The sequence below is a fragment of the Streptomyces sp. NPDC002209 genome, from assembly GCF_042890265.1.
Classification (GTDB): domain Bacteria; phylum Actinomycetota; class Actinomycetes; order Streptomycetales; family Streptomycetaceae; genus Streptomyces.
In genome coordinates, this window is the sequence record NZ_JBIARX010000009.1 from 25,320 (window position 1) to 37,991 (window position 12,672).

14 protein-coding genes are annotated in these 12,672 nt (G+C 69.7%); 8 read left to right on the plus strand and 6 right to left on the minus strand.

What is annotated here, in order from left to right; all coding sequences use genetic code 11:
• The first annotated feature begins 277 nt into the window (after positions 1–277).
• Positions 278–967: a hypothetical protein gene (locus tag ACFYXK_RS19065; RefSeq protein WP_389412144.1), complete on the plus strand. Its 690-nt coding sequence runs from the start codon at positions 278–280 to the stop codon at positions 965–967.
• Positions 943–1,263, plus strand: coding sequence for a hypothetical protein (locus ACFYXK_RS19070; protein WP_389412145.1), 321 nt, complete (start codon positions 943–945; stop codon positions 1,261–1,263). Before ACFYXK_RS19065 ends, ACFYXK_RS19070 begins: the two co-directional genes overlap by 25 nt.
• A gap of 109 nt (positions 1,264–1,372) precedes the next feature.
• On the opposite strand, the gene ACFYXK_RS19075 is transcribed toward ACFYXK_RS19070, so the two are convergent.
• Positions 1,373–2,221, minus strand: coding sequence for a LysR family transcriptional regulator (locus ACFYXK_RS19075; RefSeq protein WP_389412146.1), 849 nt, complete (start codon positions 2,219–2,221; stop codon positions 1,373–1,375).
• Positions 2,222–2,316: 95 nt separating this feature from the next.
• Between ACFYXK_RS19075 and ACFYXK_RS19080 the strand changes: the two genes are divergently transcribed.
• Positions 2,317–3,048, plus strand: coding sequence for an SDR family NAD(P)-dependent oxidoreductase (locus ACFYXK_RS19080; protein ID WP_389412147.1), 732 nt, complete (start codon positions 2,317–2,319; stop codon positions 3,046–3,048).
• A gap of 62 nt (positions 3,049–3,110) precedes the next feature.
• Here the strand turns inward: ACFYXK_RS19080 and ACFYXK_RS19085 are convergent, their stop codons facing one another.
• Positions 3,111–3,782 (minus strand): hypothetical protein, encoded by a 672-nt coding sequence (locus ACFYXK_RS19085; RefSeq protein WP_389412148.1) that lies wholly within the window; start codon positions 3,780–3,782, stop codon positions 3,111–3,113.
• A gap of 232 nt (positions 3,783–4,014) precedes the next feature.
• Positions 4,015–4,869, minus strand: coding sequence for an alpha/beta fold hydrolase (locus ACFYXK_RS19090; RefSeq protein WP_389412149.1), 855 nt, complete (start codon positions 4,867–4,869; stop codon positions 4,015–4,017).
• Positions 4,870–4,984: 115 nt separating this feature from the next.
• Between ACFYXK_RS19090 and ACFYXK_RS19095 the strand changes: the two genes are divergently transcribed.
• The gene (locus ACFYXK_RS19095; RefSeq protein WP_389412150.1) at positions 4,985–5,140 is read left to right on the plus strand and encodes a hypothetical protein; all 156 of its coding nucleotides are present in this window, start codon (positions 4,985–4,987) and stop codon (positions 5,138–5,140) included.
• Positions 5,141–5,171: 31 nt separating this feature from the next.
• On the opposite strand, the gene ACFYXK_RS19100 is transcribed toward ACFYXK_RS19095, so the two are convergent.
• Positions 5,172–6,752, minus strand: a complete 1,581-nt coding sequence (locus ACFYXK_RS19100; RefSeq protein ID WP_389412151.1) for an FAD-dependent monooxygenase — start codon at positions 6,750–6,752, stop codon at positions 5,172–5,174.
• A gap of 56 nt (positions 6,753–6,808) precedes the next feature.
• Between ACFYXK_RS19100 and ACFYXK_RS19105 the strand changes: the two genes are divergently transcribed.
• The 3 genes from ACFYXK_RS19105 to ACFYXK_RS19115 all read left to right on the plus strand — a co-directional run bounded on the left by ACFYXK_RS19105 (position 6,809) and on the right by ACFYXK_RS19115 (position 10,114).
• The gene (locus tag ACFYXK_RS19105) at positions 6,809–7,513 is read left to right on the plus strand and encodes a TetR/AcrR family transcriptional regulator C-terminal domain-containing protein (protein ID WP_389412152.1); all 705 of its coding nucleotides are present in this window, start codon (positions 6,809–6,811) and stop codon (positions 7,511–7,513) included.
• A 731-nt stretch (positions 7,514–8,244) separates the two neighbouring features.
• Positions 8,245–8,925, plus strand: coding sequence for a hypothetical protein (locus ACFYXK_RS19110; RefSeq protein WP_389412153.1), 681 nt, complete (start codon positions 8,245–8,247; stop codon positions 8,923–8,925).
• A 736-nt stretch (positions 8,926–9,661) separates the two neighbouring features.
• The gene (locus ACFYXK_RS19115; protein WP_389412154.1) at positions 9,662–10,114 is read left to right on the plus strand and encodes a hypothetical protein; all 453 of its coding nucleotides are present in this window, start codon (positions 9,662–9,664) and stop codon (positions 10,112–10,114) included.
• A 205-nt stretch (positions 10,115–10,319) separates the two neighbouring features.
• On the opposite strand, the gene ACFYXK_RS19120 is transcribed toward ACFYXK_RS19115, so the two are convergent.
• Positions 10,320–11,312 (minus strand): DUF4344 domain-containing metallopeptidase, encoded by a 993-nt coding sequence (locus ACFYXK_RS19120; RefSeq protein ID WP_389412155.1) that lies wholly within the window; start codon positions 11,310–11,312, stop codon positions 10,320–10,322.
• Positions 11,313–11,490: 178 nt separating this feature from the next.
• Positions 11,491–12,066, minus strand: coding sequence for a hypothetical protein (locus ACFYXK_RS19125; protein ID WP_389412156.1), 576 nt, complete (start codon positions 12,064–12,066; stop codon positions 11,491–11,493).
• A 234-nt stretch (positions 12,067–12,300) separates the two neighbouring features.
• Here ACFYXK_RS19125 and ACFYXK_RS19130 point away from each other — a divergent pair, with 234 nt between their 5' ends.
• Positions 12,301–12,669, plus strand: a complete 369-nt coding sequence (locus ACFYXK_RS19130; RefSeq protein WP_389412157.1) for a hypothetical protein — start codon at positions 12,301–12,303, stop codon at positions 12,667–12,669.
• The last annotated feature ends 3 nt before the right edge of the window (positions 12,670–12,672 follow it).

Below are 12,672 nucleotides of genomic sequence, written 5' to 3' on the forward strand. Positions count from 1 at the left end.
CACGAGCCGGGGCTTCTTGGTGAGGCGCTTGACCGTGGCGGAGGAGAGCGAGACACCTCCGCCGGCCAGGAGGGTGGCGATCAGGAGGGGGACTGCACGTCGGATCCGGAGGGGGCGACCGCGAGGGAGGCCTTGGGGATGGTGCTCAGACCGCCGGTGGAGTCGATGCCGGCTCCATGCGGGCGCCGCATGGGCCTGGAGCTGTCCGGTCGATCACGTGATCTGCCGGCGGACCTAGGATCTCCGCAAGCGAAGGCACAGCTCAGAGCGGGGAGCGATGGACGGGAAAGACTGGCACGACGACGTGGCGCCGCCCAAGCGCTCTGCGGCCCTGACGTCCCTGCGACGGCGCCAGGTCGGCGCGCTGGCCCTGTCGCGCTTGCGTGCGCCGCTCTTCGCGTTCGACATGGACGCGGAGTGGGGTATCGACCTCGCTGTACTGGAGTCGCTGTTCCAGGCGGCGGTGTCGGCGCCCGGCGAAGATTCGGACCGCCGGTACTGCCAGGCACTCGACGAGCTGCATGGCGCCCCGCTCTTCACCTCCGAGGTGGACTGCCCGAACGTGCGCGAGCTCGTCCAGTTGGAGACCATCGCCGGCCTGCTGACCTTCGGCGAGGCGCTGACGGAGCCGGGCACGGACAAGACCGATCGCATCGTCGACCTGCCGCGAGGGCTGGCCGACCACCTCGACCAGCATGTCGAGAACTCCTTCCACTCCCACCCATCGGAGGAAACCCACCACCAGTACCTGGCCACCCTGGCCGAGCCCGTCCGGAGCGCCGGCTTGGGCTACCTCGGCTCCCGCAACCGCGTCATCGAGAACACCTGCGACGACGCCCTCCAGGCCCTCCTGCCTTCCGGAGGCCTGCGCGACACGGCCGTCGGCCGGGACCTGATCGCACGCTGTGAGGACTTCGGCACGGAGCTGGCCGCGATGGTGCGGTGGATCGACACGACGGGCTACTAGCGAGCGGCGTCATCGGCAGGACGGTAGTGGATGCTGCTCGCGTCATCGAGCGAGAGACCGCGGTTCGCATCGTCGAGGAAGAGCTGGACCGCGAGCACCAGAAGTGGGCGGTTCTGGGCGTGAAGTTGCTACGCGCGACAGTGCTGCATGTAGAGGAACGCGAGCTGGTCTGGAAGGTGCGCACCGTGGGCAGATCGTCCGCACCTCCGTGGACGATCTACACGATGAGCTACGCGAGCTGCCGCCGCGCGCGGACGCATTCCATCCGTCGGGGAAGGCTCGACCGGCGCATCTGACACACAACGGTTGGCTTCCCCATCGGGAAGACCCTGATCGGGACGGGTTGGCCCCAGGGTGGTGAGCCGGGACGCGATGCGTGGAACCTGGTCAGACAGGTTGGAGCTGCTAGAGACGTGTCGCGGTCCGGACGAGGTCGGCGACGGCTCTGGACCGGCTGTGCGGTGGCCAGGCGATCACGGTGGTGACGGTCGGCGCGTCCAGGACGGGTACGGCCGCGAGGTCATCGTGCAGTTGGTCTCGGCACGACTCCGGTGAGACCGCGCAAGCGCGGCCGAGCGCGACGAGCTGCAACAGCTGCGCGTGGTCGCGGACCTGCGGGCCGGGGCCGGGCGGGTAGGTGCCGTCGGGGCCGGGCCAGCGTGGCAGGGGCAGGCCCGGCAGCCCGGTGATGTCGGCCATGAGCACATGGGCCCGGGTGGTGAGCGGATGACCGGCAGGCAGGACCGCAACCTGGCCCTCCGTGCTGAGTTCTTCGGTGTCGAACCCGGCCGTGGAGTCGAACGGACGGTGCAGCAGCGCCACGTCGGCCCGGCCCTCGCGCAGCAGTCGTTCCTGCTCGGCCGGCCCGCACAGGATGACTTCGACGGGGACCGCGCCGGGTTCGGCGGCGTACGCGTCGAGCAGTTTCGCCAGCAGTTCGCGGGACGCGCTGGCCTTGGTGACCAGGACCAGGCCGGGACGGCCGGTGGTGGAAAGGGCGGCGCGGCGGGTCCGGCGCTCAGCGGCGTCGACCGCGTCGAGGGCCGCCTTGCCCTCGGCCAGCAGCACCGAGCCGGCCTCGGTCAGCGTGACGGTCCGGCTGGTCCGGTCCAGCAGCGCTGCCCCGAGCCGGCGTTCGAGCTGCTGGATGGCCCGTGACAAGGGCGGCTGCGCGATGCCGAGCCGCTGCGCGGCGCGCCCGAAGTGCAGCTCCTCGGCGACAGCGACGAAGTAGCGCAGTTCCCGGGTCTCCATACGGCCACGCTACCCCGGATCAATACCCGGACGGTATCGCTGCCCACCCCATCGGTCTTGGACCTCGCGCCGGGGGCCGAGGCAGCATGATTCCCATGAGTGAACGAACGATTGCGCTGGTCACCGGCGCGAACAAAGGAATCGGCTACGAGATCGCCGCGGGCCTGGGCGCCCTCGGCTGGAGCGTCGGCGTCGGCGCCCGCGACGATCAGCGACGTAAGGCCGCGGTGGAGCGGCTGTGCGCGGCCGGCGTCGATGCGTTCGGGGTACCACTGGACGTGACCGACGACGCGAGCGCGAGCGCCGCCGCACGGCTGATCGAGGAACGGGCAGGGCACCTCGACGTGCTCGTCAACAACGCCGCCATCACCGGCGGCATGCCGCAGGAGCCCACCCGGGTCGAGCCCGCCACCATCCGGACGGTCGTGGAGACCAACGTCATCGGCGTCATTCGCGTCACCAACGCGATGCTGCCGCTGCTGCGCCGCTCGGCCTCACCACGGATCGTGAACATGTCGAGCAGCGTGGGCTCGCTCACCCGGCAGTCAGGAACCGCTGCCGAGCAGACGGCGGGGCCGGTGGCCGTGGCGTACTCGCCGTCGAAGACGTTCCTGAACGCCGTCACCCTCCAGTACGCCCGCGAGCTGAGCGGCACGAACATCCTGATCAACGTCGGCTGCCCCGGCTACGTCGCCACCGACCTCAACGGCTTCCGCGGCGTGCGCACCCCCGAACAGGGCGCGGCGATCGCCATCAAACTCGCGACCCTCCCCGACGGCGGCCCGACCGGCAAGTTCTTCGAGGACGCCGGCCAAGTGCCCTGGTGATGTGCACCCGGGGGTGATCACCCGCCAGGTGACGCCGCGCGCCGCACTGCTCGTATTCTCCGTCACTCGGGCGGCTCGCACCGCCGGGGAAGCGTCACCGTCCCGGGCCGGTGCTCGAAGGTGTCCATGACCAGCCACTCGTCCAGCTCGGGGTCGTAGAGGTTCTGGACGCCGAACTGCAGCACCTGCCAGAAGGTGCCCCGGTCGTGCTCGTCGACGTAGATGTCGCCGAGCGCGAGCGGCAGGCGCGGGTGATTCCCGGGAGGCAGCTCCGGGAAGACCACGCCGACCCTCCAGTGGTTCACCTTCCGCTGCGGGTGGGTGCCTCGCAGGGTCTCCGGCCCGACGAACCTGGCCTTCTCGAACCCCTGGTTCAGTGCCTCCAGGTTGAAGCCGGGGATGCGTGAGCAGGGATGTTCGTTGAGGCCGGGCCATTTGTACGTCAGCGTGTAGAGCGTGTCGTGGTAGATCAGGTTGGTGAACCAGATCGGGTACTGCGGACCCCCCGCGACCATCTGGCTGTTGCCGTCCCTGCCCTCCCAGCTGAACGGCACCGTGATGCCCAGGTCTCGGACGATCCACTTGCCCTTGCCGCGGAAGTCGCGGGGGAGGCGGGGCGGAGGCGGCGTCGGGGAGCCTTGCTGCCGCGCGGCCACGGTCCCGGACGACGGCACGGTCCCGGACCGGGACGCGGCGGCGACCGGGGGCGGAGCCGCCAGGACGAGGACGACCACTCCGGCAAGAGTGGCCGAAGTGGCCGTCCGACGTGTGCCTTTCCAACCCATGGTCTCCCTCAGCTGTCGCGTCAGGCGCCGTCATGGCGCGGGGACATATGCGGCGATGCTGGGACACCGTCCCCGGAATTAGAGATTCCGAAACCGATGGCTACGGGCGGAGCGGCCAGTATGGGGTCGGCTGTTTTGGGGCACGCTGGTCAGTACGTACGCCCCACCCGTGATCTTGGGGTCAGCTTCCGGGGGCGTGGGCCTCGTCGTTGGTGCCGCCGATCAGCCAGGCGAGCATCGCGGGCGTGGCGTCGAAGTGGCCCGCGTGCCCGGCATCGGCTTGTCTGATCAGCGTCGCGGTCGGCATGCGTGCGGCGAGCCACTCGCCGTGCGCAGCCGGCACCAGGGTGTCGAGGCCACCGTGCCAGATCCGCGTCGGGACCGTGATGTCTGCCGGGTCGAACCCCCATTCCGTGCCGAAGATGGCGGTGACGTCGTCCACCCAGCCGTCCAGCCCCGGCCGGACCGCTTCGGCGAACGCCGGGCCCATCATCGCGCTGACCTCCGGTCGGGAAAGGACCGCCTGTTCGATCTCCGGAAGCGGCGGGAAATTGGCCGTTCCGAGATTGGCCAGGTGTTCTGTGACGGCTTCCCTCCCGGTCAACGCCACGGCGGCGCTGTGGGAGTTTCCCTCGCTCATGCCGGCGGTCCAGTCCAGCCCGGCCGCGTCACGCGGCGCCGGGCTGGCCAGGGCCCCCAGCCGTGTCACCCGTTCGGGATACCGGGCGGCGAAAGCCATGGCATGCGGGCCACCGCCGGACACCCCGAACACCGCGAAGCGGTGCAGGCCGAGTGCGGTGGTGATGGCGGCGACATCGGCGGCGGCATCGATGATCCGACGCCCCGGCTTCGGTGTGGAGCCCCCGAACCCGGGCCGGTCATAGGTGATCAGTCGGACGCCGAGCTCGTGGAACAGGGAATCGTCCGGGTATCGGGCCAGTCGGCTCATCGGGCTACCGTGCAGGTAGACGACCGGTATCCCGGTGGGGTCGCCCCATTCCTCCACAGCCAACGTCCGACGGTCGTCGGTGATCAACTCGCGCATGGCCGCCAAGCTAGCCGCGGCACTGAGCGACGGCCAAAGCTTTTCATTCACAGCGCAATATCGCCGTACTGCCAAATGTGCGGGGATGGTTGAGGGTGCGGGGCCATTGCCATCCGGGAGGGTGTGGTGCGCGGACCGCGCGTGCGACGGCTCCGGCCCCGGCTGCCGGGGGCACGGTGGCGAGGACGGCGAGGACCGGGTCCACGTAGGCGGGGACCAGGTCGTACCGGCGCTGCTGGTGATCCTCAGCTACTGCGCATGACTGCTGCGCCCTGGCGGCGGGGCGCCCCCCTTCAGGTGCGCGGCACCGGGACCGGCCTGGCCAGCACCTGGTCCAAGACCTTGGTCAGGAACCGCGCCGGATCCGTCGCCGATGCCGTGGCGCGCATCGCGACGATCCCGTCCGGACGGACGAGCAGCGCCCCTTCATCCGCGAGCCACGGGACCGCGACGCGATGCGCGGGAAGTCCGACGTCCGCCGCGGCGGTGAGCCAGCGGTCGCCGGCGACACCCACCAGCAGGGTCCACCGGGACGCCACCAGGTCGAGCGTGGAAACCCCGTCGATCCATGCGTGGGGCACCCGTGAACCAGGCGACCCGTCCAGCACCAGGTCCACTGTGGAGGGGAGTTCGGGCCGCGGGTCGACGATGGCGGCCGAGGCGTACCTCTGGCCGAGGTGCACGACCGGCGCCGCCCACACCCCCGCCGCCGCCCTGGCGGCGTCGGCCTCGGGTCCGCGTCCCCAGTGCAGCGCAGGGTCGGCGAGCCTGCGCATCGCCTGGTCCAGCGTCGCCGCAGCGACCGGTTCGCGTTCGTGCGCGTAGGTTTCGAGCAGCCCTGCACCGGCCTCCCCGTGGTGGACGGCGGCCAGCTTCCACGCCAGGTTGTGCGCGTCGGCGACCCCGGTGTTGAGGCCGAACGCGCCCAGGGGAGACACGGTGTGCGCGGCGTCGCCCACGAGGAACACGCGGCCGACGGCGAAGCTTTCGGCCGCCGCGCTCCGGGGCCGCCACGCGAGAACGCTCCGCACCTCGACGTCGAGGTCTGGATCGCCGACCGCCAGCCGGACGACCGCGGCGCAGCGCTCGTGCGTGAAGTCCTCGGGGCGTTCGCCGCCGTCGACGTCGCAGTGGACGTGGAAGACCCAGTTCGTCTCGCCGTCCACGGTGGCCAGCAGGCCGGGCGCCTCCGGCGTGGTGATCGTGCAGGTGGCGAAGGACATTCCCCGCAGGTGCGGTCGGAGGTCGGCGCGGAACAGGATGTTGATCATCGACTTGCCCAGGTCGCCCGGCCCGGAGGTGCCCACGCCGAGCGCGGTCCGCACGGTGCTGTGCGTGCCGTCGGCGGCGACTACGCGCGTGCACCGCAGCGAGTAGCGGCCGTCGGGTCCCTCCAGTTCGACGTCGACCCCGTCGGTGTCCTGCGCGATGCCGACCAGGCGGGTCGACCAGCGCAGGTCCGCTCCGCGGCGTGCCAGGTCGGCTGCGACGACGGCGTCGAGCCGGTCCTGGGCGCAGACGCCGCGCAGTCTGAACGGCGTCACGTCCAGTTCGTCGGCGGACGGGGTCGGCATGGGCACGGTCACGACGTCGCCCGCGCCCATCTCGACGACGGTCCGTGCCACCGCCTTGCCCGCGGCGCCCCGGAGGTCGACCGCGGCGGCGTCGACGGCGGTGTCGAGCCCGAGTTCGCGGAGGATCTCGACGGTGCGCGGTCCGATGCCGGTGGCACGTGGGTGCACCGACGGCCCGGAACGGCGTTCTACGAGCACCGCGGGGACGCCGTGGTGGGTGAGCAACGCCGCGGTGAGCAGGCCGACGCTGCCGCCTCCGACCACGAGCACCGGCACTTCTGGATACATCGTCTCCGTCATGGATACACCGTATCCAGAAGGTAGGATGCGGGTCAACGAGGAAAGGAACCGCCCCCATGACCGAACCCGTTCCCTCGTCGGTGTGGACCCGGCCGCGCCCCGAGCCGCGTCGACGCGCGCCCGGGGTGGACCAGTACGTGGCCGCCGCACTGGCCGTCGCGGACGCGGAGGGATTGGCGGCGGTGTCGATGCGGCGGGTCGCGGGTGACCTCGGTTCCGGGACTGCCTCGCTCTACCGGTACATCACCAACCGCGACGAGCTGGTGGACCTGATGGTCGACGCGGCGCAGGGCGAGGACCCGCTGCCCGAGTCCACCGAGGACTGGCGTGCCGATCTGGGGGCGGTCGCCCGCGCGTTGCGTGCGACGCTGCTGCGGCATCCCTGGCTGGCCGGTGAACTGGCGGGAAGGCCCGCGCTCGGCCCCAACTCGTTGCGGCGGTCCGAGTCCGCGCTGCGCGCCGCCGTCGCGCTCACGCCCGACATCACCCTGGCCTCGCAGGCGCTCGGCGCCGTGCACGCGTACGTACTGGGTTCGGTCGCCGCCCAGCAGGCCGTTCGACGCGCGGAGCAGCGCACCGGGCTCAGCGAGGAGGAGTGGCAGCGCAGCGTCGGCCCCTACATCAGCGAGGTCCTGGCGGCGGGCGAACACCCGATGCTCGCCCGCCGCGTCCTCGAAGCCGAGGAACTCGACCCCGACGTCGAGTTCGCGTTCGGCCTGGACTGCGTGCTCGACGGGCTCGCGGCCCGGCTGGGTCGCTGAGCGGTCAGTACGCGTAGCGGTCCGCGGTCCGCGGTCCCCGGGTGGAGGGCGAGGCGTACCGGGTCCGCGGCCAGGTCGTGAGCTCCGTCGAGTCCGACCGTGAGGGTGCCCGCGATCGATCCCCAGTGTTCGCGCCCACCCACCGGGGTGGCGACGACGATCGAGGCCCGGGGGTCGCGGCGCAGAAGGCGCATCGTCGTCGGATCCCAACGGAGCGGACGTGCCGACGCGGCACCGCCCCCGGTCGCTGACGGGACTGCCCATCCTTGGGCTCCGCTCGCCCGGGAGGTCTGGGCGGCGCTGCTGCCCGGTGTTGAGCCGGCGGCGACGTGTCGCCGCGTGGCCGTCCAGCGGCCGATGTCCTCGCGAAGGGGGTATTCCGGGGCATTGGATCGTCCCAGTCTCGCGGAATCGTAAACTCCGAATTGGTGGATTCTTTGATTCCGGATTGTTGGCGGGATCTGGAGTCGTCTTAACTCAGATGATCCTCAAATGATTTGGGATCGATTGACGTGCTGCGACGCCCTCGTGCACTCTTTGTGAGGCGCAGCCGCTGGGACCTAAAAGGCGGGCCGCGACACGGGGGGCCGGGGTATTGGGGGCGCGCGTTTGTGCACCTCTCCCTTTCCTGCCCGAATTAATCGAGTGGAAAGCGAAGAGGAGAGAAAACCATTATGCGATCCGCGATCAGAAGAGGCCTCACCACCACTGCCGGCGTCGCTCTTGCCGGAATGGCTCTGGCGATGCTGCCCGGTTCGGCCCAGGCCGACGACGGCTTGGTCTCGCAGGCCTCCCGGGTCGCCAAGTACCAGGCCTACCTCGCGATGAAGGCGGCTCAGGGCGACGAGCAGGCCAGGGAGACCGCGCAGGGATTCTCGGCCCTTTCGAGTGCCCAGAAGACCCGGTTCCTCGACCTGCTCGAGGACCGCTCCCTGATGAAGCAGCTCTTCGAGTCGGCCGAGTCCCCGGCTGCCGCGGGCATCACGCGATCGGTGCTGGCGGGCGGCGACGTCGTGGTCGAGCGCGAGTCCGCCGGCGGCGGTGACGACGCGTCCCCCAACTCCAGCGTCGCGCTCAGGGCAGCCGGCTACCGCGACATGTGGGCCTCGTACTCGTACACCGACAAGTTCATGGGCGTGAAGGTCTCGCGGGTCACGGTGCGGACCAACTACCAGGTCAAGGGCAAGGACACCACGAAGGTGTACCCGGGCAGTGCCTCCCACTACCTCTTCGTGCCGGGATGCGACTTCTCCCACAGCCCGGTGAAGGAGTGGATCTCCTCGCCGCCCGCCGACAACGCCCAGAGCGAGACCATCTGGACGGCGTCGTGCTGGGGCAGCTCCTGGGACGAGCGGGAGCGCGTCTGGGGTGACTACCGGGGCTTCGTCGGCGGTTACCTCAAGGACGAGTAGGCCCAATCGGCCTGTAGTCACCGAAAGGGCTGCGCCGGTGATCGCAGGCATCGGCCCGATCGAACGCGGGGATGGTCAGTGCATGGCTCTCGCGCCGACGTCCCGAATCGGATGGCCGACTTCTCTGTGGTCAAGGAGACGTTGTGTTCGAAACCATGGGCTTCGGCCCGTTCATCCCCGTTCTGTTCGTACTCCTCATAGCTTGCGTGGCGGGTGGCGCAATCTGGAAGAAGTGCCACTCCCGCCCGGCTGACGACGACTGATGGCGTCAGCGAAACACGCCATGTAAACAGCTGCATGCGAAATATCCCCGCCTCTCGCGAGATGCGGGGATATCTGCATGGCGCGGATGAAATGGCTTTGACTGTGCCGAGGGGAGGAGTTCGATGGAAATGTCGTCGCGAATGTCTTTCCGGTTTCCGGTGTCGGCTGACCAGTGGACAGATCGTCTTCGGTCGCACCGACGGCGCATAGTGCCTTTTGGGTTCGACTTTGGCTACCCGGACGCTCACCGCGTTCGCCTCCAGCGTCCCGGGCGTCCACGCCGTGGCCGTGACCCGAGGCCCTGGCGAACCCGGCTTCGCACGCTGCGACACCCTTCCACCCGAGGGGTCGCTCCTCTCCCGGTACGGCTGCTTCACCACCACGGGCAACGGGGCCGGGTCGGATGGGGAGCAGCCGGGCGTATCAGCGACGTGGGGTAGCGTCGTCGGCGCCGAAGGCCAAGGGAGATGACATGCAGATTGCTGGTGCCGAGGTCTTCTCTTGCGCCGTGTGCAGCGCCCGGTTGTCAGAGCCGGTGCGCGAGGTGGACCCGCCGGCGGAGGACGAGGCCTGGACGCCGCTCGACTCTCCCGTGGACCCCTGCCCGCCCAGGATGGCGGCAGGCACCTTCGCCCGCGACCCGCAGCCGGGACGCGTCACCTGGGGCCCGCCGCCCAAGGGCTTCGGAATGTCCCGGGCGGGGCACGCGCCAGGGGTGGACCTGCTGTTGAGCCCGGGCGACCTGGTCGGTACCACGAAGATCCTGAGCCGCTGGGGCGGCTGCTGCGGTCCCGGCGGGCACGAGGGGCCGAATCTGGCCTGCGCGGGGTGTGGGGCGGAGGTCGGGCTGTGGATCGGCGACTGCTACACCTGGCTCGAGGTCGTCCTCGATGGGCGCCTGGTCAGCCGCTCCTCGTTGGCCTGATGCCTCTTTCCGGACCCGAACGCGCACCGGCCACGACCGATCCGGTCCAGGCTGCCTGAACCGGAGAACCGTACGTCTACAGGCCGGCAACGGGCCGGGAGGACACGACCCACTCAAACCAAGGGATCGGCAGCGCCAGGGTGGCCATGACGCTTGCACGCTGAGTCGTTCGAGGGAGCGCCTCGCCGGCCTGCGCCGGACGGACTCATTGGCCGCTGCGGATCTCGTCGATCCGCTTCGCCAGAGCCTCCGTCTCCGCGATCAGTCGCGCCTGCGCCGTCTTCTGCTCCTTCCCACCCTGCGCCCTGAACGCCGCGCTGAAGTGGGGTTGGAGCTGGGTCCACCAGCCGTAGTCCAGCATCGCCCACGCCTGTGGGCAGAGGGGGGCGCGGGTCTTCGGGAGATACCCGCTGTCGACCAGGGACTGCTGGTACTTCTTCGGGTTGCTGCCCTCCAGATAGCACAGGAAGTTGAAGGCTCGTTGCTGGGTGACGGGGTGGTCGCTCGACATGCCCTCCAGGGTCGGCGTGCCTTCCTTGCGCGCGATCTCGTCGAAGAGGATCGCGGCGGCCAGCGACGGGCCCGGCCCGACCTCGTTGACGGTGTAGAAGGACGCGAAGCCGTCAGCGGCGTCCTCCTCGAGACCGAGGTTGGCCAGGAGGAGCTGGCGTTGCAGGGCATGGCCCATCTCGTGGCCGAAGATGAACTCGGTCGACAGCACGGTCAGGTCGTCGGTGTTGTACTCGGACGCGGGGAACGGGGCGGGCCGCTCCACGGTCTTCACGACGTCGGCGAGGGCCTTCTCGATCTCGGTAAGGAACTGTGGCGGGACGAAGATCGTCCTGCCGTCGGGCTGGGTGACGGCGTCGGTGACTCCGGGCGGCACCTCGGCGGTGACCTTCACGACCATGTCGTGCGGGAGGGTGAGTGCTCTGTTCACCCAGTCGGCCGTCCGCTCGAGCACACGGGATTTCCGGATCAGTGCCACGACCTCCCGGTCCGCGGGTTTGACCGTGGCGTCCTCGTAGACGACGGTGACCCTTCCGGAGCGCGCTGCCTGGGTGTGAGGCCCTGCTTCGGGCCCCTGCCCGGCGTCGCGGGCTTTGCCGCTGCACCCGGTCACGACGACCCCGGCGAGGACCAGCACGCCGGACAGGACGATGCGCGCCTTCTTCGAGCAACCGGCGGTGTTCGGCATCCTTGGTCGGCTCCCGTCGCGTGTTCCCGCACTGATCCTCCGGCTGTCCGGAGGCGGGTGCCCGTCGAGACGCCCGTTCGGGGGACCGTTCGCCCTCCGAGACCAGAGCGCCGCCATCGCGCCCGCCGGCGGCAGCCGACGGGCGCGACCAACGATCCGATGGTCCGAATGAGCCGGCCTAGTTGTCGAACCAGACGACGAGCCGCACGTATTCAGGACCGTGCACGTCGGCGAGGGCCTTCATGGTCGCCCAGACCGGGGCCCACTCGCTGTCCTCGGGCACCGCCTCCCGGCGCGTCATGCGGCCCACCCGCATGATCTTGTCCTCCTGCATCCACACATCGTCCTCCGAGCGGCCGACGAGGTTCTGGAACGACTTCCCCGACTCGTACCAGCCGCGCTCGGCGCTGTACCGGTACTCGCGCACGCGCGCGTCGAGGGTGAGTGCGGGCTCATCCCAGTCGACGGCGGCCAGTTCCTCCCACCCGATCCAGGAGGCACTGTGGAAGAGGTCCGGTGCGCCTTCGTACTGGCCCCGGACCTCGGCGGTCACATCGGGCGGCAGCCCCCGCCCTTCAGCGAGGGGCCGGAAGCCGGCGTAGTTTCGGACGCCGAACAGACAGCCGAAGGCGTCGTAGCACCGTCCGCCGTACAGCAGATCCAGGTCGATGGCGGCGTGCCAGCTCGAATCCTCCTCGTCGAGGGTGCCGTACGTGCACCGACACTCAATGAACCCGTGTATGTCCGCTCCCATGGCGACGGATTCTCGTATGCGGAGGCATGGCACTCCAAAGGGGTTTCCCACCGCACGGCCCACCTCGGGAATCAAGATCCGAAAGAGAGGGCCAACTGGTCCACGTGTTTCAGTGGCAGGCAGCAGGTGTGGGCGTTGGGGGAGGCGGGGGCTGGCCTGCGGTGTGCGCTCTTCCGAACATGTCGGCAGTGCCGTGACGCTGAGGCAGACGGACGAAGGTGCGAGGATTCGTTCGTGGTGACAGATGCCGAGTGGGCCCGGATGCGGAAGGGCCTGCGCTTCGGGCAGGTCTTCGAGGGCACTGTGGTGAAGGTTCCCAGGCCCGGTGCCATCGGGATCTTCGTGGACATCGGCCTGAGTGTCGGAGGCTTTGTCGACGTCGTGCTGCTCCCCGAGGAGAGCGAGGACTGGCCGGCGGAAGGCACAGTTGCCGCTTTCGAGATCTGGTGGGCTGACAGCCGTCAACAGATCCGGCTGAAGCCGTCTGATTCTCGGTTTCTGCGGAACGACTTCGCAGACTTCGTCGAACGCTTCCGTCCCAGTTGGCCATCCGACGTCGGCCGGCCCGTGCGTGACCCAGGGCCTGTGACCCCCGAAGTGTGAGGA